Source organism: Kaistia hirudinis, from assembly GCF_014196455.1.
GTDB lineage: Bacteria > Pseudomonadota > Alphaproteobacteria > Rhizobiales > Kaistiaceae > Kaistia > Kaistia hirudinis.
The window spans coordinates 695,047-719,098 of the sequence record NZ_JACIDS010000004.1 but is presented as its reverse complement, the minus strand read 5'-3'; the positions used below and the strand labels follow the sequence as shown (position 1 = coordinate 719,098).

16 protein-coding genes, 1 tRNA gene and 1 pseudogene are annotated in these 24,052 nt (G+C 64.4%); 11 read left to right on the top strand and 7 right to left on the bottom strand.

What is annotated here, in order from left to right; translation table 11 throughout:
• Positions 1-10 precede the first annotated feature (10 nt).
• Positions 11-100 (top strand) — tRNA-Ser (locus GGR25_RS18080).
• A 295-nt stretch (positions 101-395) separates the two neighbouring features.
• Here the strand turns inward: GGR25_RS18080 and GGR25_RS25050 are convergent.
• Complete coding sequence (locus GGR25_RS25050; protein ID WP_183400206.1) at positions 396-656, bottom strand: site-specific DNA-methyltransferase; 261 nt, start codon at positions 654-656, stop codon at positions 396-398.
• Positions 657-683: 27 nt separating this feature from the next.
• Between GGR25_RS25050 and GGR25_RS25045 the strand changes: the two genes are divergently transcribed.
• A complete protein-coding gene (locus tag GGR25_RS25045) occupies positions 684-1,709 on the top strand; it encodes a LuxR C-terminal-related transcriptional regulator (RefSeq protein ID WP_183400205.1) in 1,026 nt (341 codons plus the stop codon).
• 141 nt (positions 1,710-1,850) lie between these two features.
• Positions 1,851-6,731 (top strand): MBG domain-containing protein, encoded by a 4,881-nt coding sequence (locus GGR25_RS18065; RefSeq protein WP_183400204.1) that lies wholly within the window; start codon positions 1,851-1,853, stop codon positions 6,729-6,731.
• Here the strand turns inward: GGR25_RS18065 and hemA are convergent.
• On the bottom strand, positions 6,628-7,803 hold the full coding sequence (gene hemA / locus GGR25_RS18060) for a 5-aminolevulinate synthase (protein ID WP_183400203.1): 1,176 nt from the start codon (positions 7,801-7,803) through the stop codon (positions 6,628-6,630). The genes GGR25_RS18065 and hemA overlap by 104 nt on opposite strands.
• A gap of 83 nt (positions 7,804-7,886) precedes the next feature.
• On the opposite strand from hemA, the pseudogene GGR25_RS18055 reads away from it, so the two are divergent.
• From GGR25_RS18055 to GGR25_RS18020, 7 genes and pseudogenes are all read left to right on the top strand, one after another.
• Positions 7,887-9,285, top strand: a pseudogene (locus tag GGR25_RS18055) (aminotransferase-like domain-containing protein).
• A 383-nt stretch (positions 9,286-9,668) separates the two neighbouring features.
• Positions 9,669-10,577, top strand: a complete 909-nt coding sequence (locus GGR25_RS18045) for a LysR family transcriptional regulator (RefSeq protein ID WP_183400202.1) — start codon at positions 9,669-9,671, stop codon at positions 10,575-10,577.
• A 110-nt stretch (positions 10,578-10,687) separates the two neighbouring features.
• Positions 10,688-11,464, top strand: coding sequence for an ECF transporter S component (locus GGR25_RS18040; protein ID WP_281378630.1), 777 nt, complete (start codon positions 10,688-10,690; stop codon positions 11,462-11,464).
• A 1-nt stretch (position 11,465) separates the two neighbouring features.
• Positions 11,466-13,235 (top strand): ABC transporter ATP-binding protein, encoded by a 1,770-nt coding sequence (locus tag GGR25_RS18035; protein WP_183400200.1) that lies wholly within the window; start codon positions 11,466-11,468, stop codon positions 13,233-13,235.
• 59 nt (positions 13,236-13,294) lie between these two features.
• A complete protein-coding gene (locus GGR25_RS18030) occupies positions 13,295-14,059 on the top strand; it encodes an energy-coupling factor transporter transmembrane component T family protein (protein WP_343068108.1) in 765 nt (254 codons plus the stop codon).
• On the top strand, positions 14,056-14,502 hold the full coding sequence (locus GGR25_RS18025) for a nuclear transport factor 2 family protein (RefSeq protein WP_343068107.1): 447 nt from the start codon (positions 14,056-14,058) through the stop codon (positions 14,500-14,502). Before GGR25_RS18030 ends, GGR25_RS18025 begins: the two co-directional genes overlap by 4 nt.
• Positions 14,499-15,092 carry an NAD(P)H-dependent oxidoreductase gene (locus GGR25_RS18020; protein WP_183400198.1) on the top strand — a complete coding sequence of 198 codons (594 nt, stop codon included), beginning with the start codon at positions 14,499-14,501 and terminating at the stop codon, positions 15,090-15,092. The genes GGR25_RS18025 and GGR25_RS18020 overlap by 4 nt, the downstream gene beginning before the upstream one ends.
• Before the next feature lie 393 nt (positions 15,093-15,485).
• Here the strand turns inward: GGR25_RS18020 and GGR25_RS18015 are convergent, their stop codons facing one another.
• From GGR25_RS18015 to GGR25_RS18000, 4 genes are all read right to left on the bottom strand, one after another.
• Positions 15,486-17,315, bottom strand: a complete 1,830-nt coding sequence (locus tag GGR25_RS18015) for an amidohydrolase (protein WP_183400197.1) — start codon at positions 17,313-17,315, stop codon at positions 15,486-15,488.
• Between the two features lie 62 nt (positions 17,316-17,377).
• A complete protein-coding gene (locus GGR25_RS18010; RefSeq protein ID WP_183400196.1) occupies positions 17,378-19,207 on the bottom strand; it encodes an amidohydrolase in 1,830 nt (609 codons plus the stop codon).
• A 249-nt stretch (positions 19,208-19,456) separates the two neighbouring features.
• Positions 19,457-20,302, bottom strand: coding sequence for a neuromedin U (locus tag GGR25_RS18005; protein ID WP_183400195.1), 846 nt, complete (start codon positions 20,300-20,302; stop codon positions 19,457-19,459).
• Positions 20,303-20,643: 341 nt separating this feature from the next.
• Positions 20,644-21,648 (bottom strand): helix-turn-helix domain-containing protein, encoded by a 1,005-nt coding sequence (locus GGR25_RS18000; protein ID WP_183400194.1) that lies wholly within the window; start codon positions 21,646-21,648, stop codon positions 20,644-20,646.
• 375 nt (positions 21,649-22,023) lie between these two features.
• Here GGR25_RS18000 and GGR25_RS17995 point away from each other — a divergent pair, with 375 nt between their 5' ends.
• Positions 22,024-22,890 carry an isopenicillin N synthase family dioxygenase gene (locus GGR25_RS17995; protein ID WP_183400193.1) on the top strand — a complete coding sequence of 289 codons (867 nt, stop codon included), beginning with the start codon at positions 22,024-22,026 and terminating at the stop codon, positions 22,888-22,890.
• A gap of 73 nt (positions 22,891-22,963) precedes the next feature.
• On the opposite strand, the gene GGR25_RS17990 is transcribed toward GGR25_RS17995, so the two are convergent.
• On the bottom strand, positions 22,964-23,965 hold the full coding sequence (locus GGR25_RS17990) for a LacI family DNA-binding transcriptional regulator (RefSeq protein WP_183400192.1): 1,002 nt from the start codon (positions 23,963-23,965) through the stop codon (positions 22,964-22,966).
• Positions 23,966-24,052 lie beyond the last annotated feature (87 nt).

Here is a 24,052-nt window from a genome sequence, read left to right as displayed (position 1 = left end):
TGGATTACACGGAGAGGTGGCAGAGTGGTCGATTGCACCGCACTCGAAATGCGGCATACTCGCAAGGGTATCGGGAGTTCGAATCTCCCCCTCTCCGCCACTAAATAAACCATTGATATTGTTATTCTTTTGGTCTTTTGACGCAGCGAGTTCACCCGTCATTTCCGGGGCTTGCGGACACCTCATCGCAGGGGTGGTTTCGGGAGACGATTTCCCCGCCGAATCCGCGCCGCTTTCTCGGCTGCATCTCCATGCAGGCATTCGGCAGTACCGAAGCCAGGGCCGGTCGGAACTGGGCGTTCGCAGACTGAGCGCTTACGAGTCTGTCTGAGCGCGGCAGGAGGAGACAATAAGGTGTCAGCCCGGCGCCACCGAAGATTATTGGTTTCGCATCGCTACCAGAGGCATCGCTGCCGCCTGAACAACGCGGGCCACGTTGATTGCGGGAGGCCATGGGACACCTCTGGCTGGAGCGACAGCCGCATCGCACAGGCGGTAAACTCGGCTCTAGACATCTCGCCGGAGGCAAAGGCGAACTCGCGATGCCGGATCGAGCCCAGTCCCGCGACATGGCCATCGATCGGCACATTGTAGGGCGGGTCGGTGACGATCAGATCGATCGGTTCTTCCACTGCAGCGGAGGCGATGTCCTCCAATGATCGAGCATCGCCGCAGGCCAGGGGATGCGCTCCGAGTCGCCCAAGATCGCCCGTGCGGGTGACCGCCTGAGCCGGCGGGGGTGGAGCAGGTCCGCGGCCACATCCGGCGTCGACGGCGAGGCCTCAATTTTTTCGCACGCTGGGCTGCGTTGCCTGCCCTCGCACGAGTTTGCAACACGGTCCAGAACAGACCACAAGGTGTACCGAGTCCAGTTATCAACGAGGGATCATCAGGGGCAGACTTGGGTGGATCAGTTGGCACAGGAACGCATTCATCTCATCTGGGACACGCTGTCCGATTTCGAGGCCCGCCAGACTGAACAGGCTGCCAGCTTCCTCATGGGCGCGCTCTGCGAGCTTTCCGGCGCGTGGAATGCAACCTGGGCCGGGGCGGTCCGCCTGGATGGTTCTGGACGCAAGGATCCGCTACAGGGCTGGCGCGTCGGCGCGGTCCAGGCGCTGGTGCCGATCGTGCCCGCGCCGGACGAGCAGCATTTCCGGGACATTCTGAAGGTCTGGGAGCGGCGCGAGATCGACCCCTCCTTCCTGCTGCCGATGCGGGACGTAGGGACCTTCCGCACCTACTCCTTCCGCCGCGAATTGGCGCCTGACTGGTTCGGTTCCCCCTTCTTCGAGCGTCACTATGGCCGGGTCGGGATTCACGACGCCGTGTTCGTGGCGTTTCCGATCAATGAGGATTGCAAATCGCATTTCGGATTTTATTCCGGCGAGGTTTTTTCCGATGTCGCGATCGCACGGCTCACCTATGCGCTCCGTGGCATCAAGTGGTTCCAGCGGCGCATGATGCTGGGCCACGGCCTGCTGACCGCATCCTCGCCGCTGACGCCGATGGAAAGGCGAATCCTGCAGCTTCTCCTGACCGAAGCTTCGGAAAAGGAGATCGGCCGGCTGCTCGACATCGCGCCCTCGACCGCGCACCAGCACGTCACCAGCGTCTTTCGCAAGTTCGGGGTCCGGAGCCGGGCCGGCCTGATGAGCGTCTGGCTCAATCGCCCGCATGGCAAATCTCCCACACCGCGCAACGCTTAGCTGCCGCTTCCTCTGTTTAGCGGATGGGAGACGCATCGCCGTTCGACCTATCCTTCCATCCGCTGAGGCACGAGTGGGGCAATCGCCTTCGGCATGGAAGGCGGGGGCAGGTTCATGCGGCGGGCCGGGCGGAAGATTGTTTTGGGTCGGTCGGCATCGACGCGTGCCGCGCTGTTGGCGAGCGCTACCTATCTCACCCCCTTCCTTCTGGGGATTGGCCTTTCCGGATCGGCGCAAGCCGACGGCACGCTGCCAACCGGAGGGGAGGTCGTTTCCGGCAGCGCCGCGATAGCAGCCTCACCGTCCGGAAATCTGCGCGTCGATCAATCGTCGCCAACCGCGATCCTGAACTGGCAAAGCTTTTCGATTGGCGCGGGCAATTCCGTCACCTTCGCCAATGGTTCCGGCGCGACGCTGAACCGTGTCACCGGCTTCACGCCCTCGCAGATCGACGGTGTGCTTTCCGCCTCCGGCAGCGTCTATCTGGTCAATCCTTCGGGTATCGTCATCGGGTCGAGCGGCGTGATCTCGACCGGCGGCTCCTTCATCGCCTCGACGCTCGACGTCTCGGACGCGGAGTTCAACGCCCAGGGCGCGATGACCTTCAAGGGCGACAGCCAGGCGGCCGTGATCAATTACGGCTCCATCGGAGCCCTGGGCGGTGATGTCGCGCTGTTCGCCCGCAAGGTCGGCAATGAGGGCACGATCACTGCGCCGAATGGCACGGCCGCGCTTGCGGCCGGCTATGAAGTCCTGATGCGCGACGCAGCGCTGTCCGACGGCAAGTTCCTGGTCAAGGTCGGCGGCGGCGATACGGAGGCGAGCACCTCCGGCGTCATCCAGGCGGCGAATGTCGAGCTGCGTGCCAATGGCGGCAATGTTTATGCGCTCGCCGGCAATACCAGCAGCATCACCAAGGCGACCGGCGTCGCCAGCAAAGGCGGGCGGATCTTCCTGACCGCCGGCGACGGCGGGTCGGTCAAGGTCGCGCAGAAGCTGTCCGCCAAGCGATCGGTCGGCAATGGCAAGAGCAAGGGCGGCGACATCCGCATTTCGGGCGGCGACGTGGCCATATCGGCGATGCTCGATGCGGCGGGAGAGGGCGGAGGCGATGGCGGCACCATCGTCGCGACCGGCAAGGGCGTCTCGATCCTCGCGACGGCAAAGCTCGATGTCAGCGGCGCGCTCGGCGGCGTCATCCTGGTCGGCGGCGATTATCAGGGCGGCACCAATGCCGACACCAAATATCTCGCCGAAGCGGTCGCCAATGCTCAGACGACGAGCGTGGCGGCCGGCGCCATCCTCGATGCGAGCAGCAGCGAAGGCGCCGGGGGCAACGTCGTCGTCTGGTCGGATCAGTATACGCAGTTCGCCGGCACGATCCTCTCCACAGGCTCGGGTTCCGGCGCCGGTGGCGATGCGGAGGTTTCGGGCAAGGCGGTGCTCGATTTCACCGGCACGGTGGATTTGAGCAGCGCAAGCGGCGCCTTCGGCTGGCTGCTGCTCGACCCCTACAATCTGACGATCACCGATGCCGCGTCGAGCGGCATGTCCGGCTTCAACGCCAATGCCAACGACAGCGTGCTCAATGCCGTTTCGCTCAGAGGGGCGTTGCAGGGAGCTAATGTCAGGGTGACAACCGGCTCGGGTGGCGAGCAGGCCGGCGACATCACCGTTGCGTCCCTGATCTACTGGGATGGCCTGGGGACGACGCTGGAACTCTCCGCCTATCACGACATCGTGGTCAATGCGGCGATCTCAGCCGGGGTGGGTGGGTCGTTGGTCCTGCGGGCGGACAATACCGGCACCGGCGCCGGCACGGTGTCGTTCGGCTCCGGCGGGTCGATTGTCGTCCCCGGTGGTGTGTCGATCTTTTGCAATCCGTCGAGCTACGCGAACCCGACTGACTATTCCGGCTACATGGGAGGTGGCTACACTCCGCTGACAGCCTATATGCTGGTCAACAATGTCGATGACCTCCAGGCGATCAATACCAATCTCGGCGGCACGTATGCCCTTGGACGCGACATCGACGCGAGCGGGACCGCGACGTGGAACAGCGGCGCCGGCTTTGCACCGATCGGCACGAGCTATGCCACAAGGTTCAAGGGGATCTTCGACGGCCAGGGCCACGTGATCGACGGGCTGACCATCGACCGGCCGGATGATGCTTTCGTCGGGCTCTTCGGCTATACCGACGACGGTTCGATCATTCGTGGCGTCGGGCTGACGAACGTCGACATAACCGCCGATTTGATAGCTGGCGCAGTCGTCGGGTATAGCGGCGGCGCGGTCTCCGACGTCTACGCGTCCGGCTCCATCCAGGGCGCAGCGCAGATCGGCGGCATTCTCGGTCAAAACTACTATTATGGCACGCTCACCAATGCCTATTCCCTCGTCTCGGTCACCTCAGCGGCCGACGGAGGCGGGCTCGTCGGGCGTAATATCGGCAAGATTGTAACCTCCTATGCGTCCGGCCTGGTATCGGGAGACGTCGTCGGCGGGATCACCGGCCTGAATGAGGGACTGATCACCAACAGCTATTGGGACACCGATTCGACAGGACAGGCCAGCCCGACGGCTGGCGATGGAAGCGGCACGACGACAAACGTCACGGGCATCGACGCCTCGAACCGCTACAAGCAGTCGACATACGCCAATCTCGACTTCGGCAGTACCTGGTACATGATCGACGGGGAGACCCGCCCGTTCCTTCGCTCGGAATACCAGACGACTATCACCAATGCGCATCAGCTGCAGCTGATCGCGCTGGACCTCGGCGCGACCTATACGCTCGGCGCCGATGTCGATGCCAGCGCGACCGACGGCGCCAACGCTGCCGACATGTGGAGCACCAGAGGCTTCGTGCCGCTCGGCACCGATAGCGACGGGGCGGCGCTCAATGCGAACAACGGGTTCTACGGCACGCTGGACGGTCAGGGCCATGTGATCGACAAGCTGACCATCGACCGTCCCGACAGGGACAGTGTTGCCCTGTTCGGGCGCGCGGGGAACGCGACGATCCTCGATCTGGGGCTGACCCATATCGATGTGACCGGTAAGGGCACCGTCGGCGGCCTCGTCGGATTCTCGGTAGCCGCTTCGGGCGAGCTCAGCGTCGCGCGGACCTATGTGACGGGCAAAGTCACCTCGACGGGCAGCGTTGCCGGCGGGCTATTCGGCTATTTGTACGCTGCCGTCGACGGAACAGCGAAGATCGAGCAATCCTATGCCGATGTCGTGATCCAAGGCGGTGCTTTGGTGGGCGGCCTCGTTGGTCACGCTTTCGGAGGGTATGGCGGCACGACCATCATCGCCGACTCCTATGCCGTGGGCTCCGTAAGCGGCAGCAGCGATGTCGGCGGCTTAGTCGGGCGCAGCGACACCTTTTCCTCCGGTACCGTCACGATCGAGCGCAGCTATGCTGCCAACCAGGTCACCGGCACCAGCACGGTCGGGGGGCTGGTGGGCTATGACGGCGGCACCACCAGCTATTCCGGCAATTTCTGGGATACCCTGGTGACAGATCAGTCCTGCGGGGTCGGCACCGCCTGTGCCGGCATCACCGGGGTCACCGGCCTGACGATGGCGCAGTTCCAGGACACCGCCTCCTTCATGACGCTGGCCTCGGCCGCAGGCTGGGATTTCGACACGGTCTGGGCGCCGCCGAGCGCCGGCTACTATCCCGAACTCTATGCGGTGACGCCCGTCGTCTGGGTCAGGTCGGCGACCGCAAGTTCGACCTATGGCGATTCGACCGCGACGGTGACATCGACTTCGGGTGCCGGTGGGCCAAATAGCTATGTCTTCGGTCCGGACGGCGACAGCCTCAATCCGCTCGGCACGTCCATCGCCATCGATCCGACGCTCTCGGCCGGCGACCATATCGTCACGCTTGCAAACGGTAATTCGAGCCAGACCAGCGCCGGCGGCGTCACCTATCGCGTCTTCACCTATCATGCCGGTTCGACGGTCAGCGTCGACAAGGCGACGCTGACCGTGACCGCCGACAATGGCCAGATGAACTATGGCGATACGCCTTCGCTTGGCTATTCCGTCTCCGGCTGGAAGAACAGCCAGACCGATGCGCTCCTGACTGGCGTCGATGTTTCGACCAATGCCACGGCGCTTTCCAATGTCGGCAACGGCTACATCACCAGCGCGACCGGCGGCGCCCTCGGAGGTGCGGCGACCGGCAATTATACGATCACCTATGTGAATGGCAGCTTCGAGGTGAAGCCGGCAACCCTGACCGTGACTGCCAACGACGGTCAGATGGACTATGGCGATACGCCCTCGCTTGGCTATTCCGTCTCGGGTTGGAAGAACAACCAGACCGATGCGCTCCTGACCGGCGTCGGCGTTTCGACCGATGCCACGGCGCTCTCCAATGTGGGCAATGGCTACGTCACGAGCGCGAGCGGCGGTTCGCTCGGTGGCGCGGCGACTGGCAATTATGTGCTCAGCTATGTGAATGGCAGCTTCGAGGTGAAACCTGCGACGCTGACCGTGACCGCCGACGATGGCAGCATGATCTATGGCAATTCCGTCCCCTCGCTCGGCTACTCGGTCTCCGGCTGGAAGAATGGGCAGGGCGACAATCTGCTGACGGGCGTCGGAGTCTCCACCGACGCGACCTCAACCTCGAATGTCGGCACGAGCTACGTCACCACCGCTGCCAATGGGATCCTCGGCGGCGCGGCGGCGGGCAACTACATCATCACCTATGAGAACGGCGCGTTCGACGTCACGACCCGCGCGCTGACCGTGACGGCCGACGCGCAGTCGATGATCTATGGCAACAGCGTTCCGGGGCTGACCTACGACATTGGCGGCATGGGTCTCGTCAATGGCGACCAGCTCAGCGGCGGCCTGGCCACGTCGGCGTCCTCGATGTCGAGTGTCGGCGCCTATGCGATCACGCAGGGCTCGCTCGCCGCATCGTCGAACTATGCGCTGACCTATGTCGGCAATGACCTGACGGTGACACCGCGTGGCCGCGCGCGACCGTCGGATAGTTGATCGGCTGCACATAGATGCCATGGTCGGCGATGAGACGCTCGCTCGTCTGCCGGCAGAGATGGGCATCACCGATGATGACCGGCAGGATGTGGCTCGGCGTGTCGAGCACGGGAATGCCCTCGGCCTGCATCATGGCCTTCAACATCGCGACATTGCGCTCCTGGAGGCGGCGCTGTTCCGGATGCGCCCTCACCTCCTCGACGGCGGCCAGCGCTCCGGCGGCCAGATGCGGACAGAGCGACGTGGTGAAGATGAAGCTGTCCGCGAGGCTACGCACGACATCGACCAGCAGCGCGGGGCCGGCGATATATCCGCCCATGACGCCGAACGCCTTGGCAAGTGTCCCTTCGATGATGGTCAGCCGATGCGACAATCCCTCGCGATCGGCAATGCCGCCGCCGCGCTCGCCATAAAGGCCGACGGCATGGACCTCGTCGAGATAGGTCAGCGCACCGTGACGCTCGGCGACATCGCAGATCGCGGCGATCGGCGCGATGTCGCCATCCATGCTGTAGACGCTCTCGAAAGCCACGATCTTGGGACGCGCCGGATCGACCGCCGACATCAGTTCGTCCAGGTGGCTCGGATCGTTGTGGCGGAAGATGAACTTTTCCGCGCCCGAACGGCGGATGCCTTCGATCATCGAATTGTGGTTGAGCGCGTCGGAGAAGATGACGGCATCGGGGAGCACGCGTCCGAGCGTGCCGAGTGCGGCGAGGTTCGAAATCCACCCGGACGTGAAGACGAGCGCTGCCTCCTTGTCGTGCAGATCGGCAAGCGCAGTCTCGAGCGCGACATGCTGGCGATTGGTGCCGGAGATGTTGCGCGTGCCGCCGGTCCCGGCACCCGACGCATCGATCGCCCGGTGCATGGCGCCGAGAACGGCGGCGTTCTGGCCCATGCCGAGATAGTCGTTGCTGCACCACACCGTCACGCGCTGCGCCCCGTCCGGCCCATGCCAGAGGGCCGACGGAAATTCGCCAGCCAGCCGCTCGAGCTCGATGAAGGTGCGATACCGGCCCTCCAGCTTCATGTCTGCGATCAGGCCGGCAAGACGCGCGTCGATGTCCATCTATCACTCCCGGCGCGGGAACATTCGCCACTTGAGGATGCATCAAGAAACATGCAATTTACCTATATTGGGAGATTGAATGCATGACAACCGATCTTGATGCAGCTGCGACAAGTTGGGTACCCCGGCTCTCCAAGGGCGCCGGCCCCCTCTACGCCGCCATCGCCGATGCGCTCGCCGCCGACATCCTCGCCGGCCGCCTTGGTGATGGCTTCCGCCTGCCGACGCAGCGCGCCCTCGCCGAGGCCCTCGGGATCGACTTCACGACGGTCGGCCGCGCCTATGCCGAGGCGGGCCGGCGCGGCCTCGTCGTCGGACGCGTCGGACAGGGGACATTCGTCCGGTCGCGCAGACGCGACGCCTCATCCGATCGCGGCGGCCTCGTCGACATGAGCATGAACCTGCCGCCTCACTTCGATGATCCGGCGCTGGTTGCGCGCATGTGGGAAGAACTCGGCGGCCTCAGGGGCAATGACGGACTGGACCTGCTCCTGCGGTACCAGGCGCCGGGGGGGGACCATGCGCGATCGCGAAGCCGGAGCGCGCTGGCTGGAGGCGCGCCTTGGCACGCGCGCGCCCGAGCGGATCCTTGTCTGCCCGGGGGCTCAGGGCGCCTTGCTGGCGCTCCTCGGTGTTCTCGCAGCTCCGGGAGACACCATCGCCGCCGAGGCGCTGACCTATCCCGGCCTGCTCGCGGCGGCAGCGCATATGAGGCTCGGCGTCGATCCCGTCACGCTCGACGCAAGCGGCATCATTCCCGACGCATTCGAGGAGCTCTGCCTCCGCAGAAAGCCGAAAGTCCTTTGCGTCAATCCGACCCTGCATAATCCGACGACCACGACAGTTCCGCTGGACCGTCGGCGGCGCCTCGTCGACATTGCGCGGCGCCACGGCGTGAGGATCATCGAGGACGATGCCTATGGCGCCCTCGCCCCCGATGCTCCGCCGCCGCTCGCGGCGATCGGCGAGGATGTCGTCTACTACATAGCCGGCCTCTCCAAATGCCTTTCGCCCGCCCTCCGCGTGGCCTATCTCGTGGCCCCCAGCGCCGGGGACGCCGCGTCCCTCATGGTCGCAATCCGCGCCACCGCCTCGATGGCCTCGCCGCTGACGGCGGCACTGGCGACGCGATGGCTCGAAACCGGCACGGCGGACGCGACCCTCGATGCCATCCGACGCGAGACGAAGGCGAGACAGGCAATCGTGCGATCAAGCCTCGACGGTGGTGTCCAGATGTCGCCAGGGGCATTCCACGCCTGGCTGAACTTGCCGGAGCACTGGACGCGCGGGGCTCTCGTCGCGAGGTTGCGAGCCGAGGGTGTCGGTCTCGTCCCCAGTGACGCCTTTGCCGTTGCCGATGCGCCAGAAGCGGTGCGCCTCGGCCTCGGCGCCCCACGCAGCGCCGAGGCCCTGAAGCAGAGCCTCGATATCCTCTCCCATATCCTCTCCCAGCGACCCGACGTCTCGACCCTCGTCGTATGAACTTTTGCCGCAGCGCTTCCATGAGTGTGCGAACCGCATTCTTGTTCGCGGCGTAGGCACCCATTCGGGGAACGATCCGCGCCTTGCCGACGCACCGGCGGATACCTGCAATACGGCCAATCCCGGTGCGCTCAAGCGGATGGGGAAGCAGTTTCATTTCCGCAGGCCGTCGGGCTGGTGGGCGCCGCGGAGAGCGAGGCGTGGAGTGGGGAACGCGATCTGGGCCTTGTCCGCGTGGTTGGCGTTTCGGTATTCAGGTCAGACGGGACTATCGAAGCGGCGACAGCTTCTGAAACCGAGATTGATTCCCGGCAAGCATCACACCAGAGTCGGCCGCGAACGGTCGGGACACCCGTCATTGCTGCCCTGCTGGAGCTGCCTTGATGCTGCATGCGCGTCTGCTGCGTTACCTGGACGAGGTCGCCCGGTCGGGTTCGATCCGCAAGGCGGCAGCCAAGCTGAACGTCGCTTCTTCCGCAGTAAACCGGCAGATCATCGCCTTTGAAGACGAGGTCGGCACACCGCTGTTTGAGCGCCTGCCCCATGGCCTACGTCTTACGGCGGCGGGCGAGATCATCATCGCCCATGTCCGCAAGACGTTGAAAGACTACAAATGGAGCTCGGAGCGCATCGACCGCCTGCGGGACTATCGCTTCCCGAGCGCATCCATAGCGACTGTCGGCGGTCTTGCCTGTGACGTCCTGTCGAAGGCTCTGATGGAACTGCGCGCCGAACGCCCATTCATTCGCCTCATGGTGAGCGTGATGGATGCCGACGACATCATGGGCGTCGTCGCCGCAGGGGACTTCGATCTCGGCTTTGCCTTCGATCTGCCGGATTTCGGCGGCGTGACGCGGGCCAGCTCGCTGGAGACGAGATATGGCGCCGTGATGCTCCCGAGCCATCCGCTCGCCGGCGAACCGGCGTTGCGGCTGAACACCCTCCGGGATTATCCGCTGATCGCGCCACGCGTTGGCGTCCTGATCCGCGACCAGTTCGATGATGCCTGCCAGCGGAACGATATTCAGATACAGCCCGTCATCGAATCCGATTCCTTTGAATTCCTGAAACAATTCGCCGCCTCGAACCAGGGAATCGCCCTCCTCAACGAACTCGATATCGACGCCCCCTTGCGGTCGGGTGCGCTTGTCTTCGTTCCGATCGTGGAGCTCAAGGGCAAGACACAGACGATCTCCGTCGTGCATCGGACGCGAGGCGCCCTCGCACCGCTCCCCGGGCTCGTGGTCGAGCGCCTGTCCGATCTCCTGGAGGCGAGAAGAGGCAGCGGCTGATGCCTTTTCGGTCCATGCCTGCGCGAGAATTGATGCTTTGAGGGCGAACCGAAAGTTCGCAACATCCTGCAGCGGCGCAAAGCCGTGGCAGGGAAAAGCAGGGCGCGCAAATGGCATTCGAGACCGAACAACCGAGGGTCATTAAGGTATCCGCCGGCGTTTCAATCGGCGGGGCACCGGTATCCTACACCGCGTTCATGGCGGCGCTGGTGGCCATCCTGGCCTTCGTGCCGGCGTCCATCGTCGTCGGAGGCATGGGCGGCGGCTGGCCGCTGCATGACGCCATTCATCCGCTGCTCGGACTGCTGCTCGGACCGATCGCGGGGCCGATCGCCTCGGCCATCGGAATCCTGATCGGCGGCGTCATCGCGCCCTATACGAATCTGGGACCCTGGGCGCCGCTGATGGGCGCAATGAGCGCATTCGCCGTCGGCATGGTGACGTACCCCAACCGCTCTCTCTGGTTTGTGCCGTGGATCATCACGCTGGCGGCCAACCTGTTCTATCTCTGGCAGGCGCTCTCGTTCGGCATCAGCTTCCCGCTGTGGCTCAGCAATGTGATCACGATCGACGTCGCCCTGGTGCTGATCGCCATACCGCAGCTTCGCAACTGGAGCATTGACCGGATCCGGAATGGCGGCGTTGGGCTGAAGACCTATGTCGGCTTCTTCATCGTCTTCTTCTTCGGTTCGACCGCCGGCATCCAGCTCAACTGGGTCCCCTCTTTCGCCACCAATCCATGGCCCGCCGAAGTCTGGCCGGTCCTGATCCCGATCATCGCGATCGAGCGCCTCGCCTTCACCGCCATCGGCGCGCTGGTCGGCGTCGGCGTCGTGAGCGCGCTTCGCCGCTCGCCGCTCGCCAAGGCGTCGATGGCCGGATACTGACATGCTGGATGTGAACAGCGGGCTGGGAGACGGGCGGCTTGCGCCGGTCGTCTCCTTCGATCACGTGGCCTACGCCTATCCCGGGGTCGAGGGGAGGACGCTCGATGGCCTCGACCTGACGATATCGTCCGGCGAGTTCGTCGGCATGATCGGAGCAACCGGAGCCGGCAAGTCGACCCTCTGCATGACGCTGAACGGCATCGTCCCGCAGTTCTTCGGCGGCACCTTCTTCGGATCGGTACGGATCGGCGGTCTCGACACGCTGGAGACGGAGACGAACAAGCTCGCGGCCTTCGTCGGCATGGTCTTTGAAGACCCCGAGACCCAGATCACCGCGACGACCGTGGAAGGCGAGGTCGCCTTCGCCCTCGAGAATCTGCGCGTTCCGACGACGGACATGCGGGTGCGCGTCGATGAAGCCCTGCGCGCGGTCGGGCTTGCCGGGCTGGAGCGAAAGCACCCGGCCCGCCTGTCGGGAGGGCAGAAACAGCGTCTCGCCATCGCCGCGGCGCTCGCCCTCTCACCCGATCTCATCGTCCTCGACGAGCCGACGTCCCAGCTCGATCCCGTCGGCACGCGCGATGTCTTCGCGTTGTTGCGCCGCCTCAACCGCGAGCGCGGCATCACCATCATCGTCGCGACCCACGCGAGCGAGGAACTGGCGGCGGCGGCGACCCGCATCCTGCTCCTGTCGGGAGGCCGGATCGTTCGCGATGGCACGCCCGAGGCCGTGCTGGGCGACGTCGAGCTGCTGCGCGAAAACAATGTGAGGCCGCCCGACATCGCGCAGGCCTTCGCGGCCGTTGCGGAGCGGCTCGCTCCCTCGGTTCGCCCTGCGGCGCCGGTCACGGTGGAGGCCGCGCCCGCCGCGTTTGCGGCGCTGCGTCCCGACTTCACGGCAGCGGGCGATCCCGAGGCGGATCGTCCAGTCCGGCATGGCGCGCCGGTGCTGGAAGCCGATGGTGTCTCGCATGTCTATCCCGACGGCACGGCCGCATTGCGTGGCGTGGACCTCGCGATCCGGCGTGGCGAGTTCGTCGCCTTGGCTGGCCGCAACGGCTGCGGCAAGTCCACCTTGATCAAGCATTTCCTGCATCTGCTCAGTCCGACAGCCGGCACGGTGCGCGTCGATGGTTCCGACGTCGCCGGTCTCAAGATCAGCGAACTCGCCAGACGCATCGGTTACGTCGCGCAGAACGCGCACCAGCAGCTCTTCTGCGAGAGCGTCCGGGAGGAAGTGTCCTTCGCCCTGAAACTCATGAAGCGACCAAAGGGGGAGATCGATGCTGCAGTTCACTACGCGCTCACCGCGCTGCAGCTCGTCGACCTGGCCGACCGCCATCCAGCCGCACTGAGCCGGGGCGACAGGCTGCGCGTCGCGATCGCCGCCACGCTGGCCTCCGGTCCGGACATGCTCGTCTTCGACGAGCCGACCACGGGGCAGGATTGGCGCGGGGCCCTGGCGATCCTTGACATCTGCCGTCGGCTGAACGGTCTCGGCAAGACAGTCCTTCTGGTGACGCACCACCTCTATCTCCTTGCCGGATATGCGCAGCGCCTCGTCGTCATGGCGCAGGGCCGCGTTGTGCTCGACGGTCCGCTTGCCGACGTTCTCTACGCAGGACCGACGCTGGAAGCGGCTTCGCTGACGCCGCCTCAGACCGTCAGCTTCGCCTCGACGATCGAGAGCCTCACCCTGCCGGGGCGGCGGCCCTTGTCACCCGCAGCCCTCGCTTCGCTGGTCGTCTCTCCGGTCAGAGGCGTCGCATGACGATGACGGATACCCTTGTCCAGCTTTCGCCGAGCCGCTTCGCCGCCCTGGATTTCCGCGTGAAGCTGGTCGGGCTTCTGCTCGCGAGCACGCTGATCTTCGTCTGGAACAACCTCTTCGCCCAGGCGCTGCTTCTGGCGACGGTCGTTGCGCTGATGCTGGCGGCGAGAACCCCTGCCGCGACGCTCTGGCGGCTCGTCCGGCTGACTCTGCCTGCCCTGGCTCTGATCTGCGTGATCCAGGGCCTGTGGAGCCCCTATGGCATTCACCCCGTCTTCACGGTGCCGGCCACCGTTCCATTCGTCGGTGGCGCGCATGTGTTCACGGTGGAGGGGCTCGTCTTCGGGCTCGTCGTCGGTTGCCGCATTCTGGTGCCACTGCTCGCTTTCCAGCTCGCATTTTCAACGACGGAACCCAACGACATCGTTCTGGGCCTCACGCGGCTCCGCGTGCCCTACCGTGTCGCGCTGCTGTTCTCGACCACATTTCGTTTCGTGCCTCTGCTCCTGGAGGAGTTCCAGTCGATCAAGGACGCCCAGCGCCTGAGAGGCATCGATCTCGACAGCTTCGGCATCCCGCGCAAGCTCCTGGCCATGGGGCGGATGCTTGTGCCGCTGATCACCGGGTGTCTCGCCAAGGCGCAGCTGATGGAAATCGCGCTCCAGGCACGCGGCTTCACCGGCTCGGCGGACCGAACGCAGCTCCATCCGGGGCGCGAGCGTCTGACCGCCGTGGAGCGCAGTCTGATCGGCGGTGCACTCTTCTTCTGGATCGCGGCGATCGCCGCGCGGATCGGCTTGGGCCTGGGAGGAACGGTACTGTGAGCGAGCGTGCGTTCAATGATGCGGACGGCCTGATGGCGATGCTGGAGCGCCAGGCGAATGCCTGGAAGACCGGCGATTTCAGCGCCGCCAGCGCCGACTGGCATCCCGATGGCGTGCTCACCGCGCCCGGCAATCGCGTGCCCTATGCGGCGCTGCCGGAAACCATACGCCGCTTTCATTCCGAATATGGCGATCTCGACGTGACGATCACCAACGCCTTCGCTTCGACCGACGGCAGCAAACTCGCCCTCGAGTGGCTTTGGACGGTGACACGACGACGGGACGGAGCGCGAAGTTCGACGCCCGACGCGATCCTCGTCGACCTCGAGGACGGCAAAATCCTGAGTTGGCGCGAATATTTCGATACGGCCCTAGCCGTGGAAGACTATCACGGTACCGCGTCCGACGCCGGAGCCGTGGCAAAGGACGGCGCGTCGTCGTGAACGTCCTCGTCGTTTATTGCCATCCTTGCGCGGACAGCTTCACCGCCGCCGTCCGTGATGTGGTCGTCGCGGCGCTTCACGAGGGAAATCACGCCTGCCACGAGATCGATCTCTATGGCGAAAAGTTCGACCCCGTCATGAGCGACGCGGAACGGCGCGGCTATCACGACGAGGCGACGAATCTGTTGCCTTTCGCAGAGCATGCCGCTCGTCTGCTCTGGGCGGAAATGGTGGTTTTCGTCTATCCGACCTGGTGGTATGGCCTGCCGGCCATGCTCAAGGGCTGGCTGGAGCGGGTCATGGTCCCCGGCTTTGCCTTCAAGATGCCGACCGCGCATCGGGGATCACGCCCGAATCTCACGAATATCCGGCGGCTGATGGTACTGACGACCTGCGGTGCGACGCCGCTGGTGAGTTGGGTCATGGGACAGCCGGGTCGGAGGACGCTGCTGCGTGGGTTCAGATCGGTCTGCCATATGCGCTGCCGGACGAGCTTCCTGGCGCTCTACAAGATGGATTCGGTGAGCATGGCCAAACGCAACCGCCATCTCGCCCGCGTCCGGCAGGCGGTCCTGGGCATTCCATCGTAGTCGAGCGCAGATACCCAAGGATGTCGTGGCGGGTCGTGGCGCGACGACTGACCGGACGTTTCGAGCCCGACGATCCTGGCCACGCGCAATGTTGCCGGCGGCTGGCCCGATCTCCGAACGGGCCAACTGCGTATCCGCCGGAGCTTTGCGCCAACGCGCCTCCGTCACCCCAATTGCCGCCCAATGGTCGTCCGACTGGCATGAAATCGTCGACCGAGTGCGGAGTGGCTTGACCCGTCCGACGGCAAGAAGGTGCCGCAGCGCCCTTCATCTCGGCTCGGCATGCCTGCCCCGGGACAACAAGAATCCATCAACGTCCGCATCGGACGCGAACGGATAGCCGCCGCCAGTTACAGCGAGCGGCTCTCCGAACGCTCCCGATAGCTGCGGAACTCAGGCCTTCGCCTCGTGGGTCACCTTGCCGTTCATCACCGTCATCGCGACCCTCGTGCTGTGGATGTCCTGAGGCGCGATCTCGAACAGGTTGCGTTCGAGCACCACGAGGTCCGCGAGCTTGCCGGTCTCGATCGAGCCGATCTCCCGCTCCATGCCGATCTGCCAGGCCGGCCCGAGCGTGCTGGCCCGCAACGCTTCCTCCAGAGTAACCGCCTCACCCGCCGGCGCCAGTTGCGGGCCGTCTGGCTTATCGAGTTCGCGACGCGTGATCGCGGATTCGATCGCGTCGAGCGGACGATAGGTGCTGGAGAAGCCGGCAGCCGGCCAGTCGGTACCGAATGAGAGCATGCCGCCATGGTCGAGGATCGACTTCATGCTGTAGAGCGCGTTGCAGCGGGCTTCGCCCCAGCGCGCGTTCGTGACATCGCGCCATTGCTGATCGGGCACGGCCCATTGCGCCGAGAATTGCCCGACAACACCGAGCTTGCCGAACCGCGTCGTGTCCGCCGGATCGATCAGGATCAGATGGGCCAGCGCATTGCGGCGGTCGCGCGGCGGATTGGCCTTGATCGCCGCTTCGAAGGCATCGAGCGACAGGCGGGTGGCGCGGTCAGCATAGGAATGGATGTGGATGTCGATCCCCTCCCGATCGGCACGCCGGATAATGTCGGCAAAGATGTCGGTCGGCAGCAAGGTGTCGCCGCTTGTCTCCGGCTTGTCGGAATAGGGAGCGAGCATGGCGGCGGTGTACTGCGCGTCGCCGCCATCGATGTTCAGCTTCAGCACCGACGCCTTGACCAGCTCAGACTGGAACTGGCGCCGCAAGGCCTGGATCACCGGCACCGGATCGACGGCCGGATTGTTGTGGTAGTAGCAGCCGACCACGCGGAAGGGCAGCTTTCCGTCCCGCTCCGCCTTCATGTAGATGTCGTATCCCTCCGTCTCAGGCATCACCTGCATGCCGGCATCGAAGACGGCGGTGATGCCAGCGGCAGACGCGTTCGGCAGCCATTCGCGAAGCGAGGCGGCGACGTAATCCTTGCTGAACGGCTCGACGGCGTTGTTGACCTGGATGATCGCCGGGACCTCGACCAGATAGCCGGTCGGCTCCCCTGTCTTCGGATCGCGCTCGAAATAGCTGAAGCCCGGTATCGGATCCTTCGTGTCCTTGGTCACGCCGGCGAGTGCCAGGGCCTGCGAATTGACCCAGCCGCAATGCCCGTCGATGGCAAGCAGGATCACCGGCACATCCGGCCAGATCGCGTCGAGATCCTCCTTGCGCGGACCGGTCGCCGGGAACGCGAAATAGCGCCAGCCGAAGCCGCGGATGATATCGGCCTGCCCGATCCGGTCGCGATAGGCGCGGAGCGCGGCGAGGATTTCCTCGCGCGTGCTCAGCTGCAGGTCCACGCCGCGCGTGATGGTCGCACCCACGAGCGGATGGATGTGGCCCTCGACAAAGCCGGGCAGCAGCATCTTGCCGGCGAGATCGACGACGCGGGTCTTCGGCCCAATGAAGGCCGCGGCACCCGCCTCGTCGCCGACATAGGCGATGCGCTTTCCCTTCACCGCGACGGCGCGCGCCCAGGGCTTGGCGCCATCTACCGTGTAGACGGGACCGTTCCTGAAGACGATATCGGCCTCACCGTTCTCGGCCGCGACGGCCTCGGCGACGAAGGACGGCACCGCGCCGGCGGCGGCAACGGCCGAGGCGGCGAATAACGCCCCGCCCCGCAGAGCCTGGCGGCGCGTCAGCCCGCCCGCATTCGACGCCGAAGCATTCGGGAAATAGTCCCGAAAGATGGCCCAGTGGCACCCGATGCACATCGTCGCTACTCCTTGATTGACTAGTTAAATCTATTGCGTGGACGAGGCTGGCGGCACCGATTTCAGGCACGCGCCTCATGCGTGATCTTGCCGTTCATGACCGTCATCAGGACCCTGGTCTTGTGGATGTTTTGAGGGGCAGCCTCGAACAGGTTCCTTTCGAGAACGATGAGGTCGGCCAGCTTGCCGGCCTCAATCGATCCGACATCGCTGTCCATCCGGATTTGATAGGCCGCGCCGATCGTTGCCGCCCGCAAGGCCACGTCGAGGGGGATCACCTCGTCGAAGGGCGGCAGTTGCGGTCCTTGCGGCTTGTCGAGCTCGCGCCGGGTTGTCGCGATCTCGATCGCGTCGAGCGGCTTGTAGGTGCTGTAGGAATTGGCGGCCGGCCAATCGGCGCCGAAGGACAAGACGCCGCCTTGGCGCTGGATCGATCCGATCCGATAGACATTGTCGGCCCGTTCGGGACCGAGACGCGTCCGCGTAACCACCTGCCAGGGCTGATCGGCGACCGCCCATTGCGCCGAGAACTGCGCGATGACGCCGAGTTCGGCAAAGCGCGGCTCGTCCTGCGGATCGACCAGCGTCAGATGGGCGATGGCGTGGCGGCGATCGCGCGGCGGGTTGGCCTTGATCGCCCCCTCGACCGCATCGAGCGTGAGCCGCGTCGCCCGATCGCCGATGCTGTGGACATGAATGTCGATGTCCTCGGCATCGGCGCGCTTGACGATATCTGCCAGAAGTTCCGGGGAAAGCAGCGGCTCGCCGCTCGTGTCGGGCCGGTCGGCATAAGGGGCCAGAAACACGCCCGTGTGAGCATTGTCGCCGCCGTCCATGTTGAGCTTCAGCACCGACGCCTTGACCAGCTCGGACTGGAACTCGCGCCGCAATGCCTTGATGACCGGCAGGGGATCGATGGCCCGGTTGTTGTGGTAATAGGACCCGATCACCCGGAACGGCAGCTTTCCAGCCCGCTCGAAGCGCGTATAGAGAGCAAACCCCTCCGGATCGGGGAGAACCTGGATACCGGCGTCGAACAGGGTCGTGATCCCGGCGGCCGCGGCTTTGGGAAACCACTCCGCGAGCGCATCGCCCACATAGTCGAGGCTGAAGGGTTCGACCGCGTTATTCACCTGCAGCATGACGGGCGGCTCGGCGAGAAAGCCGGTCGGCTCGCCCGTCGCCGGGTCGCGCTGGAAATAGCTGAAGCCCGGTATCGGATCCTTCGTGTCCTTGGTGACACCAGCGAGCGCGAGGGCCTGCGAGTTGACCCAGGCGCCGTGCCCGTCAATGCCGACAAGAATCACGGGGGTATCGGGCCAGATCGCGTCGAGGTCTTCCTTGCGCGGGCCGGCCGATGGAAAGGCGTTGTAACGCCAGCCGAAGCCGCGGACGATGTCGACCGGTCCGAGCTTGTCGCGATAGGCACGGAGCGCGGCGAGGATTTCCGCGCGGGTGTCGAATTGAAGATCGACACCCCGGGTGAGCGCGGCCCCGACGAGGGGATGGGTGTGGCCCTCGACGAAGCCGGGCATCAGCATCTTGCCGGCGATATCGACGACGCGGGTCTTCGGGCCGACGAGAGCCGCGACACCGGCCTCGTCGCCGACATAAGCGATGCGCTTTCCCTTGACCGCGACGGCGCGCGCCCAGGGCTTGGCGCCATCGACCGTGTAGACGGGACCGTTCCTGAAGACGATGTCGGCCTCACCGTCCTCGGCCGCGACGGCCTCGGCGACGAAGGACGGCACCGCGCCGGCGGCGGCAACGGCCGAGACGGCGAATACCGCCCCGCCCCGCAGAGCCTGGCGGCGCGTCAGCCCGCCCGCATTCGACGTGGACGCAGCCGGGAAATAGTCCCGGAAGATGGCCCAGTGACACCCGATGCACATTTGGGCTGCTCCTCTCGCCGCCAGCGCGCCGACGCGCGCATTTCATGGAGACACCGCCGGCGGGAACAGGCCTGTTCCCGCGGAACGGGCAGCGACAGCGGCGTCTCGAATGGGGATTTCGTGAAGAACACTGCCCGATCCCGGGCCAATCGGCACGCCGCGCAGGCCGGATCGCGTGGCCACATCCGAGGACGCTCTCGTCGAGCCGTGCCTGCAGGAAGCCTGCTTTTCGAAACGTGGGTCGGACAGCTAGAAGGCAAGGGTGAGCTGCGAGCTGAGCTGCCAGTCCGCCCCGTCCTGTGGTTTGACCATGTTGTAATAGGCGCTGAGCGAGATATCGACCGGCTGGCTGCCGATATGGAACACCCGGCCGGCGCCGCCTCCGACGGGAACCGTCCACTTCTGTCCGTCGAGCTTCCAGTTCGCCGTTACGTTGGGCGAGGAAAAGGCGTACCAGCCATCGTCGAAGTTGTAAGATACAAACGGGTTGGCGAGGAACGTGCTGTAGCTCGTTCCCGAAGCACCGCCCGTTCCGCCGAACGACCAGATATTGTTGACGAGCGCACCCGCGACCCATGGGCCGCCGGAATAGACCAGGACGGCGCTCGGGCCTGAGCCCCACACCGTCGAACCAAGGGCGACATTGCTGATCGTGGGAGCCTGAACCACGATGCCCGCGCCCCAGAGCCAGCCATTGGTGTCGCGACTGGGCGAAAGGAAAGCCGTGAACGAGGTTGGGGCCGTTCCGGACGTCGCGCCGGCCTGCGGTGCCATGTCGGGGTTCCAGACGACCGGCAGGATCGTCCTCGTAATGACGTTCCAGTCCTCGTTGAGGTGCAGGGGAACGACCGGCTGAATATTGAGAACGCTTTGCGTTCCCTTGTTCGGTCCGTAGCCGAAATTCGCATTGTATTGGAACGGCAGACTGATGAGGTCGCCGACCGGATTCTGGATCTTCTTCGCCAGCTCCGTATCGCTTTCCTTGGCCGCATCGTCACCGACGATCGGCTCTCGCACCGACTGCGCCCATGCCGGCACCGACAGAACACTCGTCGCGACGAGCGTGAGGATACCCACTCTGGAAAGCATGCCCACCCTCTTCATCCTCCAAAATCACCGGCGATTAGTCCTTAAGACCTGACCCAGGCCTGTCTTGCAGGAACCTTCTCGAAAACAATGGATCCGTCAGATTCCATAGTCGACAAAAAAACGAAAATTTCCTTTAATTCTATTTGAGAATAAATCATTTAATACTACTCATAATATTCAATTCTCAAAATAATTCTCGCTCGATTTCGTAGATGCATATTAGTATGTAAACTATCTATGGTTGATTCAGACAAATCCCGGCCGTCTCTGTCGTTCTACATGTTCACAACATAGAGAATGGTTCGGGCTGTTCCAACGTGATCCCAATATGGGGATTCGCGGAACGACTATGCGCTTTCGTCATCATGGAACGACGCGACACCTGAGACCCCTGTTGGCGGACGGCCAAAGCGTCGGGTGAAGGCCAGCGAGAAGTTGCTCGCATGAGCATAACCCAGCCGCCCTGCAACTTCCTTGACGCTCGCCTCCCCGCCCGCCAGAAGCTGACGCCCCAAATCCAGGCGCCACTGCACGAGGCATTGCAATGGAGGCGCTCCGAAGACTTCCCGGAACACATCATTGAGCCGCCGCTGAGAGAGACCAACCTGCCGCGCCACGTCCTCGATCCGGGGTGGATTCGCAGGGTCGGCCATCATGATGTCGCGGGCGGCCAGAGCCTGACGCCGCCCCCGCCAAGAGTGCGAAGAGCCGTCGTTGTCGATCAGGGTTCGCAGCGTCTCCGCCAATAGTTCGAACGCCTTGGCCTCGAGGAAGACCGCAGCCATCGCACCGTGATAGGGATGCCTGTCGATCTGTTCGGCGATAAGCGATTGTGCGGTCGTGGGGCGGGACGCCATGACCCTGGGATCAAAGCGGCCGTCAAGGAATTCATCGATGGGCCCCCAGAGCCGTTGCCCCTGCAGCATGTCTCGCAGCCGCTCCGGCGATACGGCCATCCCCGCCGTCTGATGATACGATGGTGGATAGTCCAGATGGCTGACGGATTCCCGAAGCAAGGCGCAGTACATCATGTTCGGAACAACGCCATCATGCAGGGAATCCCCGTGCCGATAGCCGCTGTTCCCTCTCGAATTGACGGCGAGCCAAAGATAAGGCTGCCCCGTTAGGACGGAATAGCGCATCGTGACTGGCGAGCGGATCGTCGCCGCATATTTGTAGACTTCCAGTCCGGGACGAAGCGAGAACTGATGGTAGCTTATCGAGCCCACGCTCTCCGGTAACTGCGCCGCCTCTGGCGATAGATCGAAGCTTCCAAGGCCGCTCGGCAGAACCCAATGCGATTCCGAAGCGATGCCCATTTCGGCGACTGCGGTCGCCTCCTGATCTTGCATACTAGCCCCCCCCAAGGCCCGAGTATTTGCTATCATATCACTGTTTACTGTACCGAAGAGACCATTGCCGACCTTGGGACGCTATGTCGCGCGTCGGCTACACCCTTCCTCTTCCTGCCGGCGAGATTTTGCCTCCTCCCTGTTGTAGATAATTTTCCGGAATATTGAATTCTCCACTTCGCGCCGACATGCCATCTGGGAAAATGCTTGGGAAGATTGATCTGGCGCAAAGCGGAATCGGGTTAGAGCGCGATACACTTTCAGATTGTATGGAATCGGACTGCCCAAGCGGGCTGCAGGCGTGTGGCGCCCTTGCAAACTCCAGGAAAAGGCGGATGCTACGGTCGGTTAAACGATTACCATGGAGATCTCGATATGGGTGCGGTGAACCTGGGGGCTGAGAGCGGGGTCGTGGCGGTGTCCTATCGGGATCCGGCGGCTCCGGCGCTTTTCACGGAATCGCTGCGGCAAACCGGCTTTGGCGTGATCCGTGATCATCCGATCCCGCAGGCGCTGGTCGAGCAGGTCTATGCCGAATGGCTCGGCTTCTTCGATGGCGAGGCGAAATATGCCTATGCCTCCGGACCGGACCGGCATGACGGCTTCTTCTCGCCGTCCGTCTCCGAGATCGCCAAGGGCAATTCCAAGCGCGATCTCAAGGAGTTCTTCCATATCTTCCCGTGGGGCCGCTATCCGGCCGAAGTGTCGGACGCCGCCCGCCGCTACTATGATCTGGCGAGCACGCTGGCCGGCGAGATCCTGTCCTGGGTCGAAGCACATACGCCACCCGAGGTCAGCGCCGGCTTCTCGATGCCGCTCGCCAGCATGATCGAGGGCAGCCCGGACACGCTGCTGCGCGTGCTGCGCTATCCCCCGCTCACCGGTGAGGAGGAGCCGGGCGCGGTTCGCGCCGCCGCGCATGAGGATATCAACCTCCTCACGGTCCTTCCGGCTTCGAACGAGCGCGGCCTGCAGCTTCTGACCAAGACCGGCGAATGGGCCGACGTCCCGTCCGACTTCGGCTCGCTGGTGATCAATGTCGGCGACATGCTGCAGGAGGCCTCGGGCGGATACTATAAATCCACCACCCATCGCGTGGTGAACCCCTCCGGCGCCGGCGCACGGCGCTCGCGCGTTTCGCTGCCGCTCTTCCTGCAGCCGCGGCCCGACGTTGTCCTTTCCGAGCGCTATACGGCCGGCAGCTATCTCGACGAGCGGCTGCGCGAAATCCGCGGCAAGTAGCGTCGGCGCCTCACCGGCCGGGCCCAGTTCGGACGCCGCCGGAGCGATCGGCGGCGTTCCGATCCCCAAGAACCTATGCGTTCAGTGTGCGCACGCTGTCGCGCTCGATCAGCTCGATTCCCAGCGAGGTAACCAGCGGCACATTTCGCCCCGCCATCAGGGCCAGGATGCGGTCGACGACATGCGCGGCCACCTGCGGGATCGAGGGGGAAACGGTGGTCATGCGCGGCGCGCAGAATTCCGTCTGCTTGCACTCGATATAGCTGATCACCGAAAGCTCGCCGGGAACGTCGATGCCGAGCTGATAGGCGGCCTGCAGCACACCGAAGCTGAACTGGGTGCCGAAGGTGAACATGGCCGTCGGCCGCGGCCCGCGCTCCAGCATCGCCCGCGCCTTGTCGCGGGCATCGCCAAAGGCATAGCTGGTCTCGACCGTCCAGCGCGGATCGATATTGAGGCCGAGTCTCTCTGCCGATTGCCGCGTGCCGGCGAGCAGGCCTTGCGCGCGCTGCAGCATCGGGCCCGTCATCAGCCCGATATCGCGATGGCCGTGCTCGGCGAGATAGGTGAGCGCCATGTCGGCGCCGCGTTCGAGATGCTCGACGACGCCCTGCTTGCGGAAATCGGCCGGCCGGTCCCAGTTGAGCAGCACGCTCGGCAATTGGGCGGCGAGCCCTGCCTCGTCGGTGATCCAGCCGTCCGAATGGCCGAGCACGACCACGCCGGCCGCGCGCTGCAGGAACGAGGCGAGCGCTCCACCTTGCCGCATCCGCTCCAGCGTCGCGATCTGCACGCGCAGCACGTTCAAGTCACGATCGGCGAATCGCTCCTCGATCGCCGCGGAGACATCGTCGAAGAAGGATGTGTCGGCGGGCGCCGTCGCCAGGAAAATGACCGGCACCTCGGCCGTCTTGAACCAGGCGGCGAGGCTGTCCTTGCGATAATCGAGCTCCGCAATGGCCTTGCCGATCCGCTCGGCGGTCGGCGTGCTGACCGCCTTCGTCTTGTTCAGATAGTGCGAAACCGTGGCGATCGATACACCCGCCAGCGCCGCCACATCCTTGATGGTCGCCATGCCTTGCTGCTCCTTCACCCGATCTTGCAGGCCCGGTAGCGCCTGTCCAGCGGCCAGACCGGTTCGCGGGATCGGCGGTCGCCCGAT